Below are 23,783 nucleotides of genomic sequence, written 5' to 3'. Positions count from 1 at the left end.
TGATTTTATTGGGTGATGGCGTAGTAGCCAACGTTTGTTTGAACAAATCGGGCATACAAGTTAACCTCTAACGTAGATACTATAAACCTTATTGCAAGAGTAAGGTTCATCAGATATACTTGTACTTAAGAGGAGGCGGTGATTTGGAGTACTTAACGATTGGAAAAATGGCAAAGCTAAATCATATTTCTGAACAAACATTGCGGCTTTATGACAAAATGGGTCTGTTATCCCCCTGTGAAATAGGCGAGCAAAACGGTTATCGCTACTATAATATCAAACAAAGCGCTAGGCTGGATATGATTCAATATATGAAGTCGTTAGGTATGGGCTTAAAAGATATCAAAAAGCAAATCGACAGCAAAGAAATGCTTCTAATTGCAAGTATTCTACGCCAGAAAAGCGCTCAAATCGATGACCAAATCCGTGAACTGAAATATCAGAAGCGCGCGATTGAGCGCACCATCGAAAGCTTTGAACAGTATGAAAACGCACCTGCGGACGGGACCGTTTTGGTTGAATACATCGGTAAAAGAAGGATGTACTGCATTGACTCTAAGATAAACTTCTACGATTATGGAATTGAAGTATACGAAAAAATTTTACGTGATTTGAAAGAAAATTTAGTGGCACATTGTCTCCCGCAGATTTATTTTTGCAATGCCGGCTCTATCTTGCGGCAGCACAACCTTGAACAGCGCCGATTTATTTCTACAGAGGTTTTTGTTTTTGTAGATAAAGAATTTGTTGCAGAGAATCTTATTACGGTAATCCCAGCCAGCACCTATCTTTGCATTTACTGCGACCGTTTTGAAAAAGAAAAAGAGTATGCCCTGCGCTTGTTGGACGCGATTGATGAACGTGGATACACCATATGCGGTGACTATATTTGTGAGGCCATTTCGGATCTTCCGGTGCCCAGCGACAACGAACGCGGCATGTTTTTACGGTTACAAATACCAATAAAATTTCGTTAAATTTATATCAATTTGCTATTGACCTTATACTTGAAATAACCTTTATACTGATATTAACAATTGAATGCGCACATAATAAGCTTAAATTGAAACAGAAAGAGGTTGTTGGTATGTACAATGAAATAATCAGAGTAGTCCAGTATGGTTGCGGAAAAATGGCCAAGTACATTCTGCGCTATCTATATGAAAAGGGTGCAGAAATTGTTGGAGCAATTGATGTAAACCCCAGTGTGGTGGGCATGGATGTCGGTGATTTCGCAGAGCTGGGCGTTAAACTGGGGGTTAAAATCCGCAGCGACGCTGATGCAGTACTGGATGAATGCGATGCTAATATGGCAATTGTCACTTTGTTCAGCTTTATGGACGATGTTTATTCACATTTCGAAAAGTGTGTCAGCCGTGGAATCAATATAGTTACCACCTGTGAGGAAGCAATTTACCCTTGGACAACCGCATCATCCATCACCAATAAACTCGACAAGCTGGCGAAAGAAAACAACTGCACGATTGTCGGCGCCGGTATGCAGGATATTTACTGGATTAATATGATCGGCTGTGTAGCAGGCGGTGTTCACCGCATTGACAAAATTGAAGGAGCCGTCAGTTACAACGTTGAGGATTACGGCCTTGCTCTGGCACAGGCGCATGGCGCAGGCCTCACCCCTGAGGAATTCGAAGCTCAAATTGCACACCCTGAAACACTTGAACCCGCTTACGTGTGGAACTCCAATGAGGCTCTTTGCTCTAAAATGGGCTGGACGATTAAATCTCAGACACAGAAATGCGTGCCTTACTTTTACGATACCGACCTTTATTCCGAAACACTGGGCAAAACCATTCCTAAGGGAAATTGCATTGGTATGAGCGCAGTGGTTACAACCGAGACTTTCCAAGGGCCTGTGATTGAAACACAGTGCATTGGCAAAGTGTACGGACCGGATGACGGTGACATGTGCGATTGGAAAATTGTTGGAGAACCCGACACCACATTCTTTGTAAAAAAGCCTGCAACGGTTGAGCACACCTGCGCCACCGTTGTAAACAGAATCCCCACTATCCTCAATGCACCTGCCGGTTACATCACGGTTGAGAAGCTTGACAATGTGGAATACCTCTCTTACCCGATGCAAATGTATTTGATGGACTAACATCTCATATAAGCCTCTTTTAAGGTGCTTTTATGCAAGCACTGAGCAGAAAACCGCTAAAATATCAGCGAATTAAACAGCAAACAGGCGGCACATAAGTGCCGCCTGTTTGCTGTTTAAAATAATAATTGTTAAATCGATACATGTCCGGTATGCTTTATTCCATCAGAAGTTCTACTGCTTTGCGCAGCGTATCTGTTTCGCCTACATTGCCCGGAAAGATAATGTAGGGCATATTGGGGAACTTGCTTTCAGAGCCGGTCATCCAAACGGGAATTCCGGGCTGAATCTGCCCCATCACAATTGCGCGCTTTACCTGCAGAGCCTTGGTTCCCACATCACTTGATGTGATACCGCCCTTGGCAATGATAAAATTTGGGCGTACTGTCAGTTTCCCGACAATACTGGTTACCGCGTCTGATATTTCTACCGATACACGAAGTTGTGCGTCCTTATCACTCGTGGGCAGGTCAAATCGGTCTCTTCGGGTATAAACCGCAACGGTCTTCCCTGTTTTTATCTTTTCTTCTGCGAGGGCAACCACGCGTTTCACCTCTTGTGCAAGCCCGCCTTCCCCTAAAACAAGGTGCTGGTTAAACTCGATAAACTCAATTGGGTATTTGCTTTTATGCAGTTCTTCCATTTGCTGAGTCGTCTTGCTGACATGTGAACCGACAAGCACAATTCCACCGTTCTTATTGCCCGGCTCCACCAGCTCAGCCTTGGTGAGCAGCGGCTTATCCGGCACGCCGCCCAATACTTTTGTAACAGCAGCGGCACTGCGAAAAAGATATTCCTTACCGCCAAGCATGGCCTGAATAAACGCGATTGCAAATATCTCCACATCACAGTAATCTACCGCATTTACAACTACTTTATGGAACCCTGCTACAGATTTTAGCTGCGCGGCAATCTTATCAATCTCAAAATTCCGAATATCTTTGAGCGAAATGCACGTTACATCTTCTGCTTTATAAAAAGCCTGTGTCTTTTCCTCACACCACTCGGGGAGGCTCGATGATTTGTAGCCAAAGGACTTATCGCGCGCAAACTCGGTTTGCCCCGCAGGAATTAGGAAATCGCCTTCTTTAACATAGTGAATATTATCAATTGTAAAGCGGCCACCCTCTTGAAAGAAAGGAAAAATAATTTCACCATCATACCGCTTATCGGTTTGCGCTTCCAGCCCCTCACGCAGTATTTCGGTTTCGAGCGGATAATGTCCTCTTAACGTGGAATCACCACGGCTGATAACCAGGAAGTCCTTACCCGTTTTACTGGCTGCAGCGGCAATGTTTCGCGCAATTTCACGATGAGCAGCAGCAGTTTGATCGACTGTAAATCCACGTGAGTTGGTCAAGATAAAAAACATGGCGTTTTCTTCCCGAAATCCGGCTTCCACAGTCTCTTCCTTCCAGTCGGTATAGACTGACACTCCGTGAACTGTTTGAATTCCGGTTGGGTCATCATCCAATACAACAATCTTACGGTTTAGTTTAGATCGTTCCTCCGCAAGAAGGTTCTTGACCTTTTCTCTATCCGGTTTCGGAAATTGGGATAACACTGTAATCGGTAGTGCGTCAAGCTGATTATAATTCATAACGTCCTCCGTTCATCGTCCAATACGGAAAACATTTCGTGCCTCATCCGCTGTCATTGGCGCTTTGCCCATGCTTTCTAACAATTTGGTAACGTGCGCTACGATTGGTGCATTTGTATCAGACTGACGGGTTTCATCAATATAGTTACTGTCTTCAAAGCCGACACGCACAGTTCGCGCACCCATACCAATAGCGGCACTGAAAATATCGTTTTTGGTGCGGCGCGAATGGGTAATTCCCCACAGCATATTGTCTGGTATAAAGCTCCGCAGCGCAATGAGCGCTTCGACTGTGGCCGGTGCTGCACCCTCATGCCCAAGCACAATACTGAAAAGCAAAGGATCTTGAAACTTAAATTCATGATAGAGCTGCAAAGTAGTGTGGATCATACCGATCTCAAAGACCTCGACCTCTGGCGTCTTTCCGCTTTTTAGAATTTCCTGCACGCAATAGCGAACGTCATCGATTGGGTTTTGATAAACAGCTTTACCCAAGTTAACCGAGCCAACGTTGAGCGAAGCGCACTCAACTTTGTCATAATAGAGCGGAGCACAGCGCTCCTGAATGGTAAGATTGGACACGCCGCCCGTCGATGCTTCTATAACAATATTTGATTTTTCACGAATCCGCTCGACTGTCTCCTTAAAAACATCAAGATTTGGGGTGAGCTTTCCACTCAGGTCGCGCACATGCAGGTGCACCATTCCCGCACCTGCTTTTTCACATTCCAATACATCTTCTGCAATCTTCTTAGGGTCAATATGGGTATCTGTCGCCGCAACCGGGGCAACAGATATCAAAACTTTTTCCATTGAGCAGAGCTCCTTCCTATAAAACCTATGTTATACATCCTATCTAATAGGGTAAAATTATTGATAGAGCACCTGCGCAATCAGCACCAAAGGCTCTTTTCCCTCACAGGCGATGCCGTGGACATCACCCGGCATTGCGGCGATGATATCTCCCGCGGTAAGGTGCTGAACTTCGCCGTTAATGGTATGGACGGCTGCTCCGGATAGAATCACCATTGATTCCATCTCACCCTCATGCTTATGCTGCCCAATGCTGACGCCCGGATTTAAGGTGTGCCGCACATAGGCCCTTCCCTTTCCAAGCATCTCATCGGGTGCCAAAAGCAGCTTTTCCATCATGACCGTACCCACACCGCCCATAACATTTTGCAGAGGGGTGGGTACAATCTCATTAAACTTTCTATAAATCATATTGCAAGTCTCCTTACGTTTCCAGCTGTTGCTCGGGGATATTTTCTACCTTCCAGAATTGGTAATGGTCCTTTACCGTTTGCGCAATGTGGTCTGTCCGGCCGTTTTCAATAACATCTACGATTCGCTTGTGCAGTTCAATAAAATCTGCCTGCTTACCGTTTGTAAGAATCTTATCCATTGTACGGACACGCGACGGGATGGTTATTCGGTCGATATATCCGGCAATATTCGCAATCAGCACGTTATTTGCAGCTTCAATCACAGCATTGTGAAACATAATATCAGCGTCAAGTGTTTGCTGGGGCGAAGCATCACTGCGCAGAATCTCCTTTTCCAAAACTGTAAAGGCAGCCTTAATTTGTTTAAGCGCAGCGGGAGTGACTTTTTCAGCAACTACCTGAATAATTCCGGTGTCAAACACCTGCCTAAGCTCCATGATTTCAGTAGCGGAATCCTTTTGCAAAATCAACCCATAGAGCATAGGTTCCAGCATACGGTGATTAAATTTTTCGCTTACATAAGTTCCTTCTGACCGCTTAATATATACCACACCGAACGAGGCCAAAACTTTGATTGCCTCTCGCACAGAATTCCGTCCCACTTGAAAAGATTCACACAGCTCCACTTCTGTCGGAATTTTATCTCCCGGCTTCAGTTCGCCGCTGATGATTGCCGCCGTAATTTGATCCACTACGCGGTCCACCACCGATTTGTTCGCCAGTGAGGCGGTTAAGAGGCTATTACTTTGTGCCACATTCATCCATCCTTTGATTACAATCTATTGGGATTTACCCTTCTATCGCTAAGTATACAGCACCCTGTAACTCTTTTACAAGGTCTCTTACACACTATGTCATAATTATTTAATCAGTGCCAGAGAGAACCAAGGTACATAAGTGATAATGAACAGAGCGATTAAGGACATAACCAGAAGCGGTACCATCTTACGGCAGATATTCTCAAATTTCACGCGCCCGATATCTGCGGCGACATAAAGGTTGGGACCAACAGGTGGCGTTACTTGGCCAATTGAAAGGTTAAGTACAATAATGGTTCCGAGGTGAATCATATTAATTCCCAGCGCCTGTGCAATTGGCATAATAATAGGTACAAGAATATACATTGCACTGGTGTTGTCCATCAGACAGCCTGCGATCAGGAAGATGATGTTAATGACCAGAAGCATTACATATTTGTTTGTGGTTAGCGAAAGAGCCATTTCGGTGAGCTGTGCCGCGATACCCTGCTGTGTCAGCAACCATGAGAATACACCCGCATTCATGATGATCAGCAAGATAATACCGGTTGTTTTTCCGGTTTCGAACAGGGTTTCCAGCAGTCTCTTAAAACTAAGCTCTTTATAGATGAATACACCTACAATAAAGCTGTAAATTACCGCAACAGCGGCAGCCTCGGTGGGAGTAAAAATACCTGAATAGATACCGCCCAAAACAATGACCGGGCTCATCAATCCCCAAATAGCATCTTTGATCGTTACCAAAAATTCTTTCAACGTGGCACGTGGCTCGGAGCTTTTCCAACCATTTTGGCGTGCCTTAATGAATACAGATACACAGAGGCATGCGGCAAATACAAACCCGGGAATGATTCCTGAAAGGAACAAATCACTGATTGATTCTCCGGTAATCATGCCATAAATCAAGAACGTGATAGACGGAGGGATAACGGTACCCAGCGAGCCGGAAATTGCAGAAAGTGCGCTGGTATAACCGGGGTCGTAACCCTGCTTAATCATCGAAGGAATTAGAATAGAGCCAATAGCCGCAACCGTCGCAGTACCTGAACCAGAGATTGCTGCAAAGAACATAGCAGTAATAACCGATACATAGCCCAGGCCGCCATGAATAGGCCCAATCATACTGTTTGCCATGTTGATGAGACGTTTGGAAATACCGCCTTTATCCATAATAACACCCGCCAGCACAAACAGCGGAATCGTCAGCAGCGAGAACTTTTGTACCGTCGCCTGTAGAATAGAAGGCAAGGCAGTAACAGGCATCCCGACATACAGCAGGGTTATCGCACTAGAAAGGCCCAAAGAAACGGAAATAGGAATATTGATCAGGATAAAAACTGCAAGAGATGCAAATAGAACAACTGTTGGATTCATTATTGAAGCTCCTCCTTTTCTTTCTGCCCGAAGCGGTATCCCAGCTCATATTGTAGAATACGTACCACAGTAAGGATAGCGGAGAAAGGAACAGCAAGACCGATAAGCCAGCCGGGGGTTGCCATAACCGGCGTAACCAAGCCGCTGCTGATTTGACCTATCACCATTCTCGAACCATAAACAATCCAAAGTGCATAATTTGCGAAAATAATAACTACGCGTAGCCATTTGTAAATAAGCTGCGGTACTCCTTTGAGTTTGTCGGTAAGAAAAGAAAAACCCATATGCGAATTGCTTTTGAATGCAGCTGACGAAGCCAGTGCGCAAACCCACACGAACATGGTTGTTACCAGCTCCATAGTCCAAGACAGGTTCACCTGTGGCAGCTTACGGGAAATAACACCCAAAAAGGTGAAGATAGTCATAATGACAAGCCCGATTGCGCACATATATTCTTCGAAATTATCTATAAATTTCTTCATTTTTCTACCCTTTCCTAAAGTGCGGGTAACAGAGCCGCCTTGAAACACAGCAAGGCGGCTCGCTTCCACGCAGTTGATCAGCCGTTCGCTACTTTCTGGAACAGATCAATAACATCTTTGCCAATGATATCAGCGTATTTTTCATAGAGCGGTGCGCAAACATCAGAAAATGCTTTCTGCTCATCGGCAGTCAGCTTGGTAATGATTACGCCTTCACCCTCAAGCTTTTTAACAATTTCGGTTTCATTGTCGGTTACGTAAGTATTCGCCCAGCTCAGTGCTTCTTTCGAGCATTCAGTAACCATGGTCTGCTGCTCGGCAGAAAGCTTCTGCATTGTTTTGTTACTCATAAACCATGCAGTGGTGTCGCGAACATAGTCCCACTGGGTGATGTACTGCTGAACCTCATTAAATTTAGAGGAATCAAACACGCTAACTGGGTTTTCCTGTCCATCAATCGTTTTCTGCTGCAAAGCGGTATAAACCTCGGAAAAATCCATCGCTGTTGGGTTTGCACCAAAGCTGTCGCGATAGCAGTCGATGAATAGCTGTGCACCGGGAACGCGGACATTCATACCTTTGAGATCTTCAGGGGTACGGATTTCTTTTTTGCTGTTGGAAAGCTGGCGGGCACCTGCATTGTGGAACCCAAGCATCTTCATATCCATCTCAGCACACCAGCTGTCAACCTCTTTGTAAATCTCTTCACTGTCGCAAACTTTAAGCAGCGAATCTATTGTGGGGAACAAAAAGGGCATCCAGAAGATGTAAAAGCGTGCATCAAAGTTCGCTGCATTCGTCGGAGCACAAGCATGAATATCGATATCTCCCGCAGTGGTCATTTCAAGTGCCTTGGTCAAGTCGCCACCGGAAAGCCCGCAGTTGGTAACGATGTTTACTTTAATGCTGCCACCGCTCTTTTCCTCTATTAATTCTTTAAACTTTTTAGCCGCCATATCGCTTACAGAGTTTGGTGCCTGTGTGTGGCTAAAATTAAGAGAGACAGCCTTACCGCCGGATGCGCCGGGCGCCTTCTCCCCGCCGGGTGCACTACCACAGGCCGCCAAAGAAAGTGTCATAGATGCTGCCAGAACAAGCGCGATTAGTTTCTTAAACATTTTTACTCCTCCAAAAAATTATTTTATTTTTTAGTTTTATCAGAGCAAACCCTTTGCTTCAAGTGCTTTTTTCACCTCGCAAGCTCCAAAACGCGGGCTGGAAACAACCAGTTTACCGCAGCAATCGTGAATGTATTCTTCACAATATGCCATCGAACCCTGAGCAAACAGAATAACATCTACATTATCCGCTATTTCTTGCGCTTTCACAAGCATTCTTGCTTTAAAATCATCCTGAGATAGTCCAAACGCACCGTCTAGCAGAGCATCCACCAAAACTACCTGCTTGTTCATTTCACGTGCAACACGCAGAATAGTGTTCTTGGTTGGGTTTAGCGTGGAGGTCAATGTAGCCATAACGCCGATGCGTGTACCCTGCCGAACTGCTTCGCGGCACATCTCCTCATCAATGCGCACAATGGGAATTCCGGTGAATTTCCCCATATCTTGTACACTATCCGCAACCTCGCCCACCGAAGAGCAGCAGTTAAGGACAATGTCCGCTCCCGCGTTGATAGCATCGGTGTAAAGACCAACCAGCCTTGCCGTAGCCGTGGCGGTAACATAACCACTGTCCCGTACTTCAGCGAGAATCGAGGGATCCTGAAAGCTAATAAATTGCGCCTCATCACCAACGTTATTTTTTAGTTCCCTTTCGACAAGCTCGATCAGTTCAGGTGTGGTGCTTGTGTAAACAACTCCGACTTTCATTGTATTCGCTCCTTTACTTTCTGTAAGTTTGAATGACACGCTATGAATATTGGGCATACGTTCAACGTAGGATGTATGCTGTTTGTATTTATTCTATCACATTTATAAATATTGTATATCCGCTTTTACAACAAACTTTATTGCAAAAACATGTCATAATGTCTAATTATTTTACTATTTGCGACAAAGCTTAGAAGCATTTTAAAATAAGTTTAACAAATATATTGCTTACGATATAACAATCACCTCGAAACCTCTGGTGCAAACCCAGCCCAATTTAATATCAGAATCATGCGGTTCCATTCACAACAGCTACCAAACAATATGCTCCGTTTAAGGGTTTGCTTTTATGATACCGCTGCTATTTCTGCTGATGCAAAAAACATCATGGCAGGTGTATTGGCGGGCGCAGTAAAGGCGTAACAAAAAATTGATCGGTGAAAAAAGAAATAATCTCATACAAGCGGTAACGACAATTTCAGCTAAGCCAAAATATAAAGATCTTCTTTGCTATGTAGCTTTGGGGTTTCTACGGTAAGCACTGGGCGAAAAACCTGTTTTCGCTCGAAACAGCTTAGAAAAATAATTGTAATCGCTAATTCCCACCTGCTCTGCAACCGATGCGATACTATTGCTGGTGGTGCGCAGCAATTCTTTTGCGCGCGCAATCCGTTTTTCGCACAAAAGTGCGCCCACAGTGGAATTAAACTCTTCCCGCGTACAGCGGCACAAGGTCGTTTTACTAATACCAAGTGCCTCCGCAATGGCTGGTAGTGTCAGCGGCATGGAAAGATTGCGGTTCAGGTATTGCTCCAACTTTTTTGGCAGCTCTTCCTGCTGAATCCGTATGTAACCATCCATCCAGATATAAGCAGCACATGCCTGTAAGATACTGGCATAGGCGCTGACATCCTCGTAGCTGACCCCTTTGAGATTATAAAAAGCATTCTCTAGAAAACCGATTTCAATACCCAATTTTGCAAAAGCTTCTTCCAGTATGCTCCATTGAAACGGGTCGGAGGCTGTACGCATCTGCCCAATCATTACATAGCCAATGGGCCTGCCCTGATCCAGAATGGGTGCTGTAGCCTCGGTAAGCCCGGCATGGCAGCAATAAATATATACCTCTTTCATTTGGGCCGATCTGGTAAAGGCTTTTTTATCGCACTCTACGCAGCGCTCCAGCCCCTCGGGCCGGGAACGAATTATTTTACAAAATCCACTGTGCCGCACCGGATAAGCGCATATTTCGCGAAAATCCAAATCGTATACACCTACCCGTAAGTTGGTGACCGTGTGGTAATCTTTTAACAGACGAAACAGTTCTTTTTTATCGAATACAATGTCCATAGTCACCTCAAAAATATAAATATAATACCATTTGGAACGATATTGCTAATTATAGCACTTTTTTCTCTATCCATCAATTTCCGAACTTTGTATAATGAAAGTATGAATCAGATAAAATAGAACCGGGAGGAACTGCGTTATGACAAAAAGAGAAGCGGTTATAGAAACTCTTAACCACCGCGGGCACGAATTGATTCCTTATCATCTGGATTTTACTCAGCAGGCATTAGAGCAATTAATTGCCCATACGGGAGACCCAAAAATTGAAGAAAAACTAGGTGCATACCTTAACTACATACAGTATTGGGGCTGGCCTACCGAGCAGCCCGATAACCCCGGCCATTTTAAAGATGAATTTGGCGTGGTATGGAACCGCACCGGTGCCGACCGAGATATCGGAGTCGTCGATCAGCCTCAAATCGAGGATCTGGAGGATTATCACTACGAATTTCCGCAGTTTGACGAGAAGCGTCTGCGCGCGGAATACGAGGCACTTGTAGCCAACAAGGGCGACCGGTTTACCATGGCTGGCTTTGGTTTTTGTATGTTCGAGCGTTCGTGGAGCTTAATGGGCATGGAAAATGTGCTGATGAGCATGGTGGCATGCCCGGATGAGTTGGATGACTTGTTTGACCGTATCTGCGATTACTACATGCCCATGCTTGATATTGCACTGGAATACGACATTGACGGTGTGTACTTTGGAGACGACTGGGGACAGCAGCACGGTCTAATCATGGGGCCTGAGCACTGGCGCCATTTCATCAAGCCGCGTATGGCACGCCTCTATGATAAAGTAAAATCCAAAGGCAAATTTGTTATGCAGCATTCCTGCGGCGATTGCCATGAAATTTTCCCCGACCTAATTGAGATAGGCCTCGACTGCTACCAGACCTTTCAGCCTGAGGTATACGATATTGCAAAGATGAAGGAAATGTATGGCGACAAGCTTTCGTTCTGGGGCGGCGTTTCAACCCAACAGTGCCTGCCTTACGCCACTCCTGAGGCAGTCAAGGCTGAGACCATACGCGTTATGAAAACCCTGCGTAAAGACGGCGGACTTATTATTGCCCCTACCCATGCGCTCGCATTCGATGTTCCCCCTGAAAACATTTTAGCGATGGTAGATGTGTTCCAACACCAAGAAAAATATTTGTAACAGCTTATCCCCGAGGCAAAAAGCTTCGGGGATATCTATATTTGGAAACAAAATCGAATTTGGGCGAATTAAAATTAAGTAATATTGCTGTACCATTGGTTTCAAATCTCTTTTTCGGCGGTATTGCATATGGAATAACGATACGTTAAAACAGTCCCGGAGATAAATTCTCCGGGACTGTTTGCCTGATTTTCTGTACGCTTAGAATGTTGATGCTGCCTTAATCAGCGTCACCACGCATTACTTCTTTGTAGTTTGTGGCATCTACCATAGTTGCACTGAAGGGATATACACCAAACTCACTGCCGTCCTTCTTGAACTCGTCGTAGGGTACCTTACCCTCTTCGATCCAGTCCATAGCTGCATTCGCTGCCAGCTTGCCATCCAACTTGGGGTCAATGTAAGCTGTTGCTTTAAAGCAGGAGTATTCTTTTTTGAACTCATCTTTTGCCAGGTAGCCGCCAACACCAATGACAATAGCATCTTTGTCCAACCCTGCCTGCTCAAGAGCACGGGTAGCACCTTGTGCTCCTTCATCGTTCGGGGCAGTTACCAGCCAGGTTTTGATGTCGGGGTTTGCGGTAATGGTTGCCGCCGCTACGTTAAAGCCCTTATCGGTTGTGCCGTCGTAGTCAGCTTTAATAATCTTGTTTTCGGGGAAGTCGGGAGTCAGTGCTTTAAACTTATCCAGAGCGCCCTCAGAACGGGGAACACAAGAGGAAACTTCAGACATGGTCATGCAGATATATCCAACCTTGGAGTAGTCATCATTGATTTTGTTATCCATAACATATTTTGCCAAATATTCACCAATGCCCTCGCCTACTTTATACGCATCAAGCTCCAGCGCCGGGGCAATGTGTACGCCATCCTCGTTGATCAGGCCATCGTCATCTGCCATAACCTTAATTCCCGCTTCTTTGCAGCGGTCAACGGTAATCTGCGAGAGCTTTTGATCGGGCGGGCAGACGATCAGAACATCTACCTTTTGAGAAATTGCGGTATCCAGAGCGTTCATGTATTTATCGGGGCTCATTGCACAGTCAAGCATAATAACATCTTTTGCACCACGCTCTTTTGCGGTTTCCAGCATTGCGGTGGATGTTCCGACAAACCACTCCTGAGACAGGTCTTTGCAAATAAATGCCAGTGTAGGGCCTTCGCCGCTTGCAGCGGGTGTAGATTCTGCAGAGGATGCGGCAGAGGAGCTCCCGGCCGGTGCAGATGCTGAAGAAGGTGCAGAACCACAAGCTGTCGCAGAGAGAAGTATTGCAGCCGCCATTAATATGGATACTACTTTTTTCATGTTGTATACCTCCATTGTTTTATGTATAGCCCGCAGCCGCGGACCAAGGATACGATTGAAAAACAAAACTTACCTGCGTTTGCGATTGCGAATAAAATCAAACGACAACGCCGCAATCAGCAGCAGGCCACGCGATACTGTCTGCCAAAAGGAAGGAACATTCAGCATCATAAGGCCGTTATTAAAGCCCTGCATAATAAACAGGCCAATCAGTGCTCCGCCTAATGTGCCAACACCGCCGGACATAGCTACACCGCCCAAAACAACCGCAGTTACAGCATCAAACTCAAGGCCTTCGCTCGAAGTGGGCTGTCCGGAACTCATGCGTCCGGCTTGGATGCATCCACCCAGAGCAGCGAACGCGGAAGTAAGCATATACAGCTTGGTGCGAACCTTCTGAGCATTGATACCGGCTAAACGAGCTGCTACAGCGTTTCCACCAACCATATAGACGCTGCGCCCAAAACGAGTGCGAGAGAGCAGCACCATAAAGATAACAAAAGTAATGATAAAGATGATAACCGGGATAGGTACCCCCAGAATACGACCGGCACCCAGTTTCAGGAAGGTCTTGTCGGTAACAAACACCGATTTTCCGCCACAGATAATGTAGGCCAGTCCACGAAAAATGGACATAGATGCCAATGTCGCAATAAAGGCCTCCAGCTTGAGTTTGTTGACCAACAGCGCATTCAAAAGGCCGATCAGCAAACCGCCTGCCACAACAATGGGAATTGCCAAAAACATTGGTACCCCTTTGTTCAGCAGCAAGCATACCAGCACACCCGAAAATGCTGCTACAGAACCCGGAGAAAGGTCGACATGCCCGGTGATCACCAGGTAACATTCGCCGATAACCACCAATCCGACAATGGAAGAAGAGATTAAAATATTAATGATGTTACTTGGTGTAAAATATTTGTTTCCTGTTAAAACAGAAAAAATAATGATGATGAGAATTAGGGCCACAATCAGGCCAATTTTATCCGATTTAATGATTCTTTTAAAAAGACTCGGTTTTGCTGAGGGTGAAACCCCTCCGGCCTTTTTTTTAACTGCTATACTCATTCCGCTTTACCTCCCAACATATCTGCCATTGCAAGCATCAGAACCTTTTTGTCGGTTGCTTCTTCCCGCATTAGCTCACCGGTTATACGCCCCTGGCACATTACAATCAGCCGGTCGCATATGCCCATTACCTCGGGCAGTTCGCTGGATATTACAATAATACCGATACCCTGTTTTGCCAAGTTGCAAATAATTTGATAAATTTCAGATTTTGAACCAACATCAATGCCCTTGGTGGGTTCATCTAAAATGAGCACCTTGGGGTGGGCTGCCAGCCAGCGGGCTAAAATAACCTTTTGCTGGTTCCCGCCCGAGAGCTCGCCAATAGGCTTTTCGATGGATGGGGTTTTTACATTGAGATCTTTCACTCCATCATGCGCCAGTTGTTTTTCCTGCTGAAAATCGAGGAATCCGTTTTTTACAAGTGATGGCAGCACCGCAATGCTGATGTTATCCTTAATCGAGCGCCTAGCTACAATCCCTTGGTCTTTTCTATCTTCAGGGCAGAGTGCTATACCGTGTTGAATCGCATCTTCGGGGAAAGCAATCTCCAGCGGTTTTCCCTCCATCAGAATTTCTCCGCTTTTGCGTTTGTCCGCGCCGAAGATGGCGCGCATAGTTTCGGTACGGCCGGCACCAACCAAACCCGCAAAGCCGAGCACTTCACCCGCGTGAAGCTTAAAGCTGACGTTCTTGACGTTATCTGCCACCAAATTTTTTACCTCGAGTACTGTTTCACCAATGTGGTCGTTGCGGTCAAGCGAAAGAAAGATGTCCCCTAGGTTGCGGCCAACCATTTTTTTGACGATTTCCAGCTCATCCGTTTCCTTGGTCGCAATCTGCTCGACAAACTTTCCGTCTTTCAAAATCACTACCTGATCTGTAATTTGAAAAATTTCTTTCATGCGGTGGGATACATACAAAATAATAATGCCTTTTTGCTTTAAGCTATCGATAATTTGAAACAGTGTCTCTATTTCAGCATCGGAAAGGCTGGCTGTCGGTTCGTCAAAAGCAATAATCTTTGGATTGCGACGATACGCCTTCATTATTTCAACCATCTGCTGGTATGCCACCGAGAGATCTTTAACCCGCTCAGTAGCATGAATCGGCAGTTTAAATTCGTCAATTACCGCCTGTGCTTTGGCATTGAGCGTTTTATAATCAATGAGGCGAGCATTCCCCACCGGTATTTCCTCCATGAAAATATTCTCCGCTACACTCAAATACGGAATAATCTGGCGTTCCTGATAGATGATTGAGACTCCGGCGGCAATTGCCTCCTGCGGCACCTTAAAGTGTCGCTCCTCTCCATCAATCAGATATTGACCCTCGTCCGGCTGATAGTCGCCGTTGAGCACCTTAAGAAGTGTACTTTTTCCCGCGCCGTTTTCGCCTACCAACGCAACAACCTCGCCGCCATTTGCCTTAAAACTGACATGGTCCAGCGCCAATACGCCCGGGAACGCTTTTGTTATTCCTCTGAACTCCAATGAACTGCTCACATTATCCACCCCCAGGATTCATTTTGTGAAAGGGCCACTTCATTGGCCGCTTCCCAACGTTTCCCAGATTAACATAGTCAGCAGCGAAAAACTATCAAACTTATTAACTTTTATCAAAATTATTATCCCAAAACAAAAAAAACTATATATTTTTGGTTATTTTGCCTATTTGGCTTCTTCAACCCGCTTTGCAAGCGAATTTTAAGCCTTTGTTTTAAAAATTCGCCCATTTGTTTCCTGATATACTTTGTGCTATCATAAAAACAATTAGGCGGATAACGTGATTTGTTCACTACACCTATCCCCGCCCTAAATTTATAAAAAAGCCCTTACCAATTTTTTCACTGTGCTGTTAAGGGCTTATTTCTTAAACTTTTTGTGCCCTCAGCATAGTGAAAGGAATCGGACTTTCTATGAAAAAGCTATCCATCCGCCGCCTAAGTGTACGTATCACATTCTATTTCTCCGTTGTATTCATTGCAGCTTTTGCAGTTCTGATACTCGTAATCACCCATCTGTTTTCAAATAAGCTATCTGCTGAAATGAACATGGTTGTGGGGCAAAAGCTCGGTCTTGCCTCTACTACATTGGATCATACCCTGTCGGAAATACGTTCCCTGCATTTTTCGTTAATCAACAACCAAACATTGCAGGCTTATATGCGTGGACAGCACAATGGAGCGGAAGAAGATAACCTTACCGATCTAATCTCTTTCAAAAACGAACTGAATCGCACTGGACAGCGCACTGCCAATGTGCGTTCTATTGTGGCGATTTCATCCGACAGACGCATTCTTGACCCAATTTATGCTGCTCCCCCCTACAACCAGATTATTGATAACAACCCCGAGTTTGAACGCTTCCTTTTATCCCAGTTAACCGGGCGTTTTTCTGCGCCCTGCACCTTTCCCATGCAGATCAAAAATGCACAGTACAGCGACCGCAATACCATCACCTATTTTGGGCGCTATTACGACGGAGAGAGCTACGAAGATCTTGGCTATATCGCGATTAATCTCACCAAATACAGTATCTTCAATGAACTCGAAACGCTGTTTTCCAATACGTTTGCGCATACTTATGTACTGGATGAAAACAACAGTATTATCTTACAAACCCAGCCCCCATTGGTAGAAGACCTGGACGTTCTCCGCACGGAGTACGTTCAAGGTGAGGTCGTTTATCTGGAGGGACGCCCCTATGCCATTTACGGCTGCAGCCTTACAAACTATCCCAATTGGCGCATCGTGGGATTGATGGATTATCACTCCATTTTGTCCCCTATCGCGGGGCTCTACACGATTATTTTCATTGTCGCGGTACTGGTGTTGGTGCTGGTGGTTTGTGTCAGCTTCTCTATTTCTCATCATATCACGAACCCCATCCGCACACTTGACTTTGCAATGGAGGAGGTAGGGCACGGATTGCTGCCCGAGGTGGCACCGCTGCGTACCATAGACGAAATCAGCGGCCTGATAAACGGCTTTAACTCGATGGTACGTTCTTTGCGCCATCTTACCGAAGTTGTAGCTACCGAACAGGAGGAAAAGAAAAAGATTGAGGTGGCTATGGTGCAATCTCAGCTTGATCTTCTGCAATCTCAAATCAACCCTCATTTTATTCACAACACTCTCAACACAATGAAGTACATGGCAAAACGCGAGGGGGCGGAAGAACTCGCCGAATTGATCGTTTCGTTTAACTCACTGCTGCGTACCAGCATGTCCACTGACCATATGCTGATTACCATGCTTGAAGAGATTGAAAATCTCAACCACTATATCCGTATCCAGTTGGAACGCTATGACGTGGATTTGGATTTTAGCTGCGATATATCCGAAAGCGCACGGGGCGTTATGATTCCCAAGCTAATTCTGCAGCCTCTGGTAGAAAACTCTTTGTTTCATGGTATTGTGCCTGTAGGCGGCGGAAAAATTGTGGTGAGCGCGCGCACCGGAGAAAACCGCCTGTGGATTACCATATGGGACGATGGGGCCGGTATCCCGCCGGATAAGCTGTGCCTTATTCTGGATGGCATCTTACCCAATGCCCGTGGCTACAACCAAATTGGTCTGGCAAATGTGAGCGAAAGGCTTGTACTCAATTATGGTGACAGCAGCAGGCTTGTGGTACAGAGCATGGTGGGGCGCGGTACCAGCATTGGTTTTTCCATTCCGGTCAAAATTAACGGGCCAGATGATATCTGCTCACCCGATTAATAATGATCTGTGCAGAAGTGTTTTTATCTTTTCTTCTAAAACAGCAAAAAGTTGTACACACCCTCATCGATCAATATTAAGGCAATTAAATTACATATTTGGAGGATCTTTTATGGCTCTGTTTCAAGGCTCTGTACGTTCCGAATGCCTCGGCATGCAAACCAACCTCGCTGTTTTTCTACCCGATGGGTATAATACCCTTACCCAAGCCCCCAAACGGGTGCTCTACCTGCTGCACGGTTTAACCGACGGTTATACCGGATGGCTTTTAGGCACCTCGGTTTGCCGATACGCCCAAGCTCATAACCTTGCGGTTATTATGCCGGAGGGGCACCGCAGTTTTTATTGTGATGTTCCTCATGGATCGCGTTATTTTTCCTATGTCTCGCAGGAGCTTCCCAAAATTATTGCCGGGCTGTTTCGTCTGGAAAACGACCCTTCCCACACTTATATTGCCGGTAACTCTATGGGCGGGTATGGCGCGTTAAAGTGCTATTATGCAAATCCGAGCCGCTACGCTGGCTGCGCCGCCTTTTCCCCCGTAATTTCGGTAGATGAAACCGCGGCAGTATTGGGCGAAGGCGGCATGTATTTCGATCTTGCCGGGCTGGCCCCCGACGGTACCCCTTATCCCGCAGAGTTTGACCTGCGCACCTTTGCCGCTCATTTCCCCGATAGTCTGCCCGCCCCGCATATTATCATTGGAACAGAAGATTTTCTCTATCCGCAAAATATAGAATTTCAGCTGTGGCTGAATGCACGGCAAATCCCCTGCTGTTTTGAAACTTCTCCTGGTGCACACGACTGGGACTTTTGGGATACACAGCTGAACCGCGTTTTAAACCTATGGTTTTCTCCAGACTCCACCCCTAAAAAACAATTCAGCGAGAAATATCTATAATAAAACAAAAAGGAGGCTTTGCTATGAAAACCGTGTTGATTGTAGACGACGAGCGCCCCGCTCGGGAGCTGCTGAAAATGACATTGGATTGGACCGAAGCAGGCTTTCTTGCACCCCTAGAAGCCCGCAACGGTGCGGAAGCGTTCTCTATTTATGAGCAACACCGCCCTGACCTCATTATCACCGACATACAAATGCCGGTAATGGATGGGCTTGAGTTAATTCGAAAAATCCGCCTTATTTCCCCAACGCAGGACATCGTCATTCTCAGTTGTCACGAAAGCTTTTTCTATGCCCGTGAGGCAATTCAGCTTGGTGTGTTGGATTATCTGATCAAGGATGCCCTCACCTCGTCCGACCTGCTGGACATTCTGCTGCGCATTCCCTCTTCCGGGGCAAAACCAAAGCCTACATCTCAGCTGCCGGTTTTGCCCATAACACAGCCCAGCCTTTTAAGCCGCGCTCTAAGGGAGAACCTTTCACCTTCGCAAATTACCGCTTTGTTGCAGCCATTGCTACAACAGGGGCAGTCGTTTTTCTGCTGTGCGATTAAACCGGAAGACCCAGCCCACCTTGTCACCGATGTTTCCGGAAGCATTGAAGCCGAAATACGGCAGATTTTGCAGGGCTTCGACGGCGGCGAAGTCTGTCAAATTCAGAATAGCGTTTTTTTAGTACTGGCTTTTGTAGCAAAGGACTTTAGCCGGATGAGCCTCTTTAATCGCCGCTGTAATATTATTCAAGACATTCGAGTTGCTCTGGAACAGTTTTCTTTTCACCATGTAACGGTTGGCGTCAGCTGCCCCAGCAAGGAGCCGATCGCCTTGTGTCAGGCCATTGATGAGGCACAGCAAGCGCTGAGCAGTCGCGCCTTCTTCGGTAAGGGGCGTACCATTTATTTCGATCCTGCGCAAAGCGGATCCCGTGCCGCACAGCTTGAAATACTGGAGTTGCGCATAGAACAAGTAAAAAACGCTCTAGAAAACAGCGACATTGAGCTGCTTTCCCGTGAAGTTTCTGCTCTTTACAAAAAAGACTTGCAAGGCATGCAGCAGTACAACTATCTTCAGCATATCAACACCGTGCTGCTTGGCATGCTCACTCAAGGCTGCTCGGCAAACGAAATCTCTTATCGCGACGTATTTTGTACCGATACCGTCTCGATGGACATTGTGGAGCAGCTGGAAACCGTGGATAAGATGTGCACCTGGTACTTAGAGCGTTTTGCCATGTTAATTACTGCCGTACAAAAACAAGAGCAGCTAATGCACAGCCCTCGTACACAGCGAATAAAAAGTTACATTAGCGAGAATTATTGTAAAGACATCAGCCTGGATACGATTGCGGATACATTTAATATTCACAAGGTGTATTTGGCTAAGATCTTCAAAAAGGAGACAGGGCAAAGCGTTAACGAGCACATCCGCATGCTGCGCATTGAACGTGCCAAGGAGCTGCTCTGCCGCGATGACACTCGTATTTCCGATTTAGTGGGGATGCTTGGCTTTAATAACCCTCAAACCTTTTACAATATTTTCAAGCGCAGCGTAGGGGTTAGCCCCAAAGAATATCGCGATCTTTATACAATACTGAAATAGCGTGCAATCATAATCCATTGTTCTGATGTAAGCATTCTTATTAGAAAACCCTCAGCCACGGTTATAATACCTTGGCTGAGGGTTTCAATCATGCATTAAAATGATGAACAGCATCGAACATTGCGATTAAATTTTCTATCGGGGTTTTTGCCACAATATTATGAATGGCACTAAACACATAGCCACCGTTTTTTGAGAGAATATCCAACCGTTCCAGTACTTGTTTATAAACTTGATCCGGCGTACCGAATGGAAGGGTTGCTTGTGTATCAACGCCGCCGCCCCAGAAGGTAAGTTTGTCTCCATATTTTTCTTTCAGCATGCAAGCATCCATGTCTTTTGCTGAAAGCTGAACAGGGTTTAAAATGTCCATACCCATGTCAACAAAGTCATCGAGATAATCGACAACGCTGCCGCATGTATGATAAAAGGTTTTCCACTCGGTGTTTTTGTGCACCCAGTCATTAATTCGTTTGTAGTAGGGCTTATATAACTCACGAAATGTTTCGTTCGAGTAAAATGCACCGTTTTGAGTACCAAAGTCAGTACCGCTAATCCAAATTATTTGAATGCGGTTGCCTACTGCTTGCCTGTAGATTTCTAAGTTCTTGAGCATAACTTGTGTCTGCATCTCGTAAACTTCTTTAATATAATCAGGAAAAATCAAATGTGCCATCAGCCAATCGTCAAAGCGCCGAATACCCTTTGGGTGTTTTTCATAAGGCCCCGGCACCAAAGCGGAATCGCCGAATCCGGCACCACCTAAATTACCAATAATGCCATATTCGGTGTTTTCAAACAGGTGAATCGATCTTTGTTCTATAAACTTAGCGTCTTCCTCCGTCATGATGCTGAAGGAATCTTTGAAATCCTCTGTCGGGGTTAAATTATCTTCATCAAATTCAGTTACACGGTCGATATTATCAAAGAAAAAACCACCTGCTGGCATTTTAGCCGAAGGTGGAACGGTTCTGTCACCCTGTGGATACATATGTATAGAACCATCCTTACAGATTTCATACTCCAACTTATCACCAATCAGAACGGGAGTTCCATCACTCATAAAAAACGGCTTTTTCCCTGTGCTTTTACAGCCCAATAAATCGACAGGGGAATTGATGCCTATTACATCCGCGCCAATCTTTTGCAGCAAGTCCTCCTCAACTTCACCCAGCATCTGATAAATCTCGCTGACATGTACCGGATGCTGCTCTAGCCCAAGCGCCACACGCAATTTGTACAATGTGCTTGCACTGATACCTGTTTGCCCGGTTGCACCTAAATCAATTGGTACTCTATCCGGTTGCTGATGATTAATCGTAGCCAAAACACGCTCTCTCGAATTCATAAACAGTCCCTCTTTCTGCCAAGCCTTAGGCAAAATTATAATATTTAAGCTAATTTTAATATTATAATTATAGTATAGGAAAAAACATCAAGAAAAGCATTAACAATAGCAACCATAAAATGTCGAAATCCTGCTTTTTATTTAAGCACACTTTCTTTTGATTTATGCGCCCCTAACTTTATGGCACGCCTCTAAAAGTTTTACTCATAATAATGAAATTAACAAAAATCCCCACGCTTCGCGTGGGGATTTGATGATGGCTTATACCTAGCTCCGAACAGTACCCTGAAAATGCAGTACAAAGTATGTACCTGTTCCCGCACTTAATTCAGCCACTGGCAGTTGCAGACAATCTTCCAGCTGCCGATGCGCGTATCCAACTTTTTTGAATGCACTCGGTCATCCAACCCCACTACAGGAATGCCCTTGAAAAGTGGCGGTAAGAATCGGTACTTCGAAACATCTGCATCAGACTTGTGGCCGTCTTGCTTGATGCCGCCTATGCGGTGCCCCTGTACACGCAGGCAAAGTGGATTACAGGAGCAAAACGTTCAGCTTTTCTCCTCCTTGAAGCGGGGCATGCCCACCCGGAATATCAAGCATACAGTTGCATTCCACCAGAGAGGCCAGTGAGCCCGAAGAGTGGTTGTTACTGCTTAACCAAACCTTGCCTTCACGGTAGCAAGCGCGCACGAAGCGCCTTGTGTTGCTGGTTTTGTTAAAGCTACCCTGAAATACCGCCTCACGTTTTTGGCTGAGGTAGGTATTGTCACCCATTAACTTTGCAAAGACAGGACGTGCAAACAGCTCAAAGGTGGCAAATGCCGCAAACGGATTACCGGAAAGGCAGATGAGCGGCTTACCGTCGTATTCCGAACAAAGCAGCGGGCTGCCCGGCTTCGCCTTGATGCGCCAGAACAGACGCTTTGCGCCCAGTAAATCCACTACTTGGTGGAGCATATCACGCGAGCCAACCGAAACCCCGCCGGTGGTGAGAATCACGTCCGCACCATGCCCCACCTCCCGGATTACATCTGCGATCTGATGGGTGGAATCACCGCAAGTGACACAAGTTACTGCCTCGATGCCCAGCTCATGTAGACGAGCCTGCAAAAGCCAACGATTGCTATTGTAAATTTTACCGGGGCCAAGTGGCAGACCGGGTTCACATAGCTCATCCCCAGTACAGACCAACGCCACACGCAACGGCTCGATAATCTCCACTTGGGTAATTCCCATCCCCACCAGCATACCAATGTGCGCGGCGCACAGCCTTTCGCCTTTACGAATCATCAACGTGCCCCGAGCAACGTCCTCCCCCTGAAAGCAATAGTTTTGGTGGCGCGGTACTCCAATGTAAATCTGCACGTTCTCCTCACCGTAATCAGTGTCCTCTTGGCGAATCACACAGTCGCTTCCCTGCGGCATTACCGCCCCAGTCATAATGCGCACTGCCTGCCCACGCTCAAATTTGCTTTCATACGGTACACCTGCGAAGGCACTGCCCACAACCGGCAGGTTGATAGGACATTCGAAGCTAGCATCTGCTACATCTTCCGCACATACCGCATAACCGTCCAGCGGAGAACGGTCAAATGGGGGGTTATCTAACGGGGCATAAATGTCTTGCGCCACGCAGCTACCCAACGCCTGCATCAGGGGTACCACACATTTTTCTCTTTTAGGACGCACATCCTTTAAAAGTACCTCCAGCGCCTGCTCAATTTCAATTTTCACCGGCCATTCCCGACCTTCTGCCATGGTATGGTTCATCTGTTTGTAATCCTCTCTTCCCTCTTTGCACATCTCTATTGTATCCTTCTAATTTGTATTGTTCTAGTATAGCTTTATTGATACAATTTTGTCAACATTTCTGGCCGTCGCACCTCCGCTGCGGTAATAAGATTATTTGCTAATGCAGTTGTTGCCTTCGAG

Annotated in this window: 20 protein-coding genes; 6 read left to right on the top strand and 14 right to left on the bottom strand. The window is 45.8% G+C overall.

Annotated features, from left to right (window positions below):
- Window positions 1–143: 143 nt before the first annotated feature.
- Window positions 144–977, top strand: a complete 834-nt coding sequence (locus RTV33_RS02860; RefSeq protein ID WP_312641345.1) for a helix-turn-helix domain-containing protein — start codon at window positions 144–146, stop codon at window positions 975–977.
- 110 nt (window positions 978–1,087) lie between these two features.
- Complete coding sequence (locus tag RTV33_RS02855; protein WP_312641343.1) at window positions 1,088–2,125, top strand: dihydrodipicolinate reductase; 1,038 nt, start codon at window positions 1,088–1,090, stop codon at window positions 2,123–2,125.
- A gap of 157 nt (window positions 2,126–2,282) precedes the next feature.
- Here RTV33_RS02855 and RTV33_RS02850 read toward each other — a convergent pair whose 3' ends face one another.
- The 9 genes from RTV33_RS02850 to RTV33_RS02810 form a co-directional block, all read right to left on the bottom strand.
- Complete coding sequence (locus RTV33_RS02850; protein WP_312641341.1) at window positions 2,283–3,725, bottom strand: four-carbon acid sugar kinase family protein; 1,443 nt, start codon at window positions 3,723–3,725, stop codon at window positions 2,283–2,285.
- 12 nt (window positions 3,726–3,737) lie between these two features.
- Window positions 3,738–4,538, bottom strand: coding sequence for a 3-keto-5-aminohexanoate cleavage protein (locus RTV33_RS02845; protein WP_312641339.1), 801 nt, complete (start codon window positions 4,536–4,538; stop codon window positions 3,738–3,740).
- A 57-nt stretch (window positions 4,539–4,595) separates the two neighbouring features.
- Complete coding sequence (locus tag RTV33_RS02840) at window positions 4,596–4,949, bottom strand: cupin domain-containing protein (protein ID WP_312641337.1); 354 nt, start codon at window positions 4,947–4,949, stop codon at window positions 4,596–4,598.
- Between the two features lie 13 nt (window positions 4,950–4,962).
- Window positions 4,963–5,706: a FadR/GntR family transcriptional regulator gene (locus tag RTV33_RS02835; protein WP_312641335.1), complete on the bottom strand. Its 744-nt coding sequence runs from the start codon at window positions 5,704–5,706 to the stop codon at window positions 4,963–4,965.
- Between the two features lie 105 nt (window positions 5,707–5,811).
- On the bottom strand, window positions 5,812–7,083 hold the full coding sequence (locus RTV33_RS02830; protein WP_312641333.1) for a TRAP transporter large permease: 1,272 nt from the start codon (window positions 7,081–7,083) through the stop codon (window positions 5,812–5,814).
- Window positions 7,083–7,565 (bottom strand): TRAP transporter small permease subunit, encoded by a 483-nt coding sequence (locus tag RTV33_RS02825; protein WP_312641331.1) that lies wholly within the window; start codon window positions 7,563–7,565, stop codon window positions 7,083–7,085. The genes RTV33_RS02830 and RTV33_RS02825 overlap by 1 nt, the downstream gene beginning before the upstream one ends.
- A 77-nt stretch (window positions 7,566–7,642) precedes the next feature.
- Window positions 7,643–8,683: a DctP family TRAP transporter solute-binding subunit gene (locus RTV33_RS02820; RefSeq protein WP_312641329.1), complete on the bottom strand. Its 1,041-nt coding sequence runs from the start codon at window positions 8,681–8,683 to the stop codon at window positions 7,643–7,645.
- Between the two features lie 39 nt (window positions 8,684–8,722).
- Window positions 8,723–9,394, bottom strand: a complete 672-nt coding sequence (locus RTV33_RS02815) for an aspartate/glutamate racemase family protein (protein ID WP_312641327.1) — start codon at window positions 9,392–9,394, stop codon at window positions 8,723–8,725.
- Window positions 9,395–9,904: 510 nt separating this feature from the next.
- Entirely contained in the window at window positions 9,905–10,744 is an 840-nt protein-coding gene (locus tag RTV33_RS02810; protein ID WP_312641325.1) for a PocR ligand-binding domain-containing protein, read from the bottom strand.
- 139 nt (window positions 10,745–10,883) lie between these two features.
- Here RTV33_RS02810 and RTV33_RS02805 point away from each other — a divergent pair, with 139 nt between their 5' ends.
- Window positions 10,884–11,903 carry a uroporphyrinogen decarboxylase family protein gene (locus RTV33_RS02805; RefSeq protein ID WP_312641323.1) on the top strand — a complete coding sequence of 340 codons (1,020 nt, stop codon included), beginning with the start codon at window positions 10,884–10,886 and terminating at the stop codon, window positions 11,901–11,903.
- 220 nt (window positions 11,904–12,123) lie between these two features.
- On the opposite strand, the gene RTV33_RS02800 is transcribed toward RTV33_RS02805, so the two are convergent.
- The 3 genes from RTV33_RS02800 to RTV33_RS02790 form a co-directional block, all read right to left on the bottom strand.
- Window positions 12,124–13,209, bottom strand: coding sequence for a substrate-binding domain-containing protein (locus RTV33_RS02800; protein ID WP_312641321.1), 1,086 nt, complete (start codon window positions 13,207–13,209; stop codon window positions 12,124–12,126).
- A 69-nt stretch (window positions 13,210–13,278) separates the two neighbouring features.
- Complete coding sequence (locus RTV33_RS02795; RefSeq protein ID WP_312641319.1) at window positions 13,279–14,277, bottom strand: ABC transporter permease; 999 nt, start codon at window positions 14,275–14,277, stop codon at window positions 13,279–13,281.
- Window positions 14,274–15,782, bottom strand: coding sequence for a sugar ABC transporter ATP-binding protein (locus RTV33_RS02790; RefSeq protein ID WP_312641317.1), 1,509 nt, complete (start codon window positions 15,780–15,782; stop codon window positions 14,274–14,276). The genes RTV33_RS02795 and RTV33_RS02790 overlap by 4 nt, the downstream gene beginning before the upstream one ends.
- 413 nt (window positions 15,783–16,195) lie before the next feature.
- Here RTV33_RS02790 and RTV33_RS02785 point away from each other — a divergent pair, with 413 nt between their 5' ends.
- The 3 genes from RTV33_RS02785 (at window position 16,196) to RTV33_RS02775 (ending at window position 20,500) form a co-directional block, all read left to right on the top strand.
- Window positions 16,196–18,001 carry a histidine kinase gene (locus RTV33_RS02785; RefSeq protein WP_312641315.1) on the top strand — a complete coding sequence of 602 codons (1,806 nt, stop codon included), beginning with the start codon at window positions 16,196–16,198 and terminating at the stop codon, window positions 17,999–18,001.
- Between the two features lie 112 nt (window positions 18,002–18,113).
- Window positions 18,114–18,902, top strand: coding sequence for an alpha/beta hydrolase family protein (locus tag RTV33_RS02780; RefSeq protein WP_312641312.1), 789 nt, complete (start codon window positions 18,114–18,116; stop codon window positions 18,900–18,902).
- Window positions 18,903–18,925: 23 nt separating this feature from the next.
- The gene (locus tag RTV33_RS02775; protein ID WP_312641311.1) at window positions 18,926–20,500 is read left to right on the top strand and encodes a response regulator; all 1,575 of its coding nucleotides are present in this window, start codon (window positions 18,926–18,928) and stop codon (window positions 20,498–20,500) included.
- Window positions 20,501–20,588: 88 nt separating this feature from the next.
- Here RTV33_RS02775 and RTV33_RS02770 read toward each other — a convergent pair whose 3' ends face one another.
- Both RTV33_RS02770 and glp read right to left on the bottom strand, forming a co-directional pair.
- Entirely contained in the window at window positions 20,589–21,848 is a 1,260-nt protein-coding gene (locus RTV33_RS02770) for a uroporphyrinogen decarboxylase family protein (RefSeq protein ID WP_312641309.1), read from the bottom strand.
- Window positions 21,849–22,382: 534 nt separating this feature from the next.
- Window positions 22,383–23,654: a gephyrin-like molybdotransferase Glp gene (gene glp / locus RTV33_RS02765; protein ID WP_312641307.1), complete on the bottom strand. Its 1,272-nt coding sequence runs from the start codon at window positions 23,652–23,654 to the stop codon at window positions 22,383–22,385.
- Window positions 23,655–23,783: the final 129 nt, after the last annotated feature.

This window comes from Hydrogenoanaerobacterium sp. (assembly GCF_032017025.1).
Classification (GTDB): domain Bacteria; phylum Bacillota; class Clostridia; order Oscillospirales; family Ruminococcaceae; genus Hydrogenoanaerobacterium.
This window is presented reverse-complemented; position numbering and strand designations above follow the sequence as displayed.

What these genes read in the sequence shown, in the direction of transcription:
- RTV33_RS02855 (WP_312641343.1), top strand. Translation starts at nt 1,088, where the DNA reads ATGTACAATGAAATAATCAGAGTAGTCCAGTATGGTTGCGGAAAAATG.
- RTV33_RS02850 (WP_312641341.1), bottom strand. Translation starts at nt 3,725, where the DNA reads ATGAATTATAATCAGCTTGACGCACTACCGATTACAGTGTTATCCCAA.
- RTV33_RS02845 (WP_312641339.1), bottom strand. Translation starts at nt 4,538, where the DNA reads ATGGAAAAAGTTTTGATATCTGTTGCCCCGGTTGCGGCGACAGATACC.
- RTV33_RS02840 (WP_312641337.1), bottom strand. Translation starts at nt 4,949, where the DNA reads ATGATTTATAGAAAGTTTAATGAGATTGTACCCACCCCTCTGCAAAAT.
- RTV33_RS02830 (WP_312641333.1), bottom strand. Translation starts at nt 7,083, where the DNA reads ATGAATCCAACAGTTGTTCTATTTGCATCTCTTGCAGTTTTTATCCTG.
- RTV33_RS02825 (WP_312641331.1), bottom strand. Translation starts at nt 7,565, where the DNA reads ATGAAGAAATTTATAGATAATTTCGAAGAATATATGTGCGCAATCGGG.
- RTV33_RS02820 (WP_312641329.1), bottom strand. Translation starts at nt 8,683, where the DNA reads ATGTTTAAGAAACTAATCGCGCTTGTTCTGGCAGCATCTATGACACTT.
- RTV33_RS02815 (WP_312641327.1), bottom strand. Translation starts at nt 9,394, where the DNA reads ATGAAAGTCGGAGTTGTTTACACAAGCACCACACCTGAACTGATCGAG.
- RTV33_RS02810 (WP_312641325.1), bottom strand. Translation starts at nt 10,744, where the DNA reads ATGGACATTGTATTCGATAAAAAAGAACTGTTTCGTCTGTTAAAAGAT.
- RTV33_RS02805 (WP_312641323.1), top strand. Translation starts at nt 10,884, where the DNA reads ATGACAAAAAGAGAAGCGGTTATAGAAACTCTTAACCACCGCGGGCAC.
- RTV33_RS02800 (WP_312641321.1), bottom strand. Translation starts at nt 13,209, where the DNA reads ATGAAAAAAGTAGTATCCATATTAATGGCGGCTGCAATACTTCTCTCT.
- RTV33_RS02795 (WP_312641319.1), bottom strand. Translation starts at nt 14,277, where the DNA reads ATGAGTATAGCAGTTAAAAAAAAGGCCGGAGGGGTTTCACCCTCAGCA.
- RTV33_RS02785 (WP_312641315.1), top strand. Translation starts at nt 16,196, where the DNA reads ATGAAAAAGCTATCCATCCGCCGCCTAAGTGTACGTATCACATTCTAT.
- RTV33_RS02780 (WP_312641312.1), top strand. Translation starts at nt 18,114, where the DNA reads ATGGCTCTGTTTCAAGGCTCTGTACGTTCCGAATGCCTCGGCATGCAA.
- RTV33_RS02775 (WP_312641311.1), top strand. Translation starts at nt 18,926, where the DNA reads ATGAAAACCGTGTTGATTGTAGACGACGAGCGCCCCGCTCGGGAGCTG.
- RTV33_RS02770 (WP_312641309.1), bottom strand. Translation starts at nt 21,848, where the DNA reads ATGAATTCGAGAGAGCGTGTTTTGGCTACGATTAATCATCAGCAACCG.
- glp (WP_312641307.1), bottom strand. Translation starts at nt 23,654, where the DNA reads ATGTGCAAAGAGGGAAGAGAGGATTACAAACAGATGAACCATACCATG.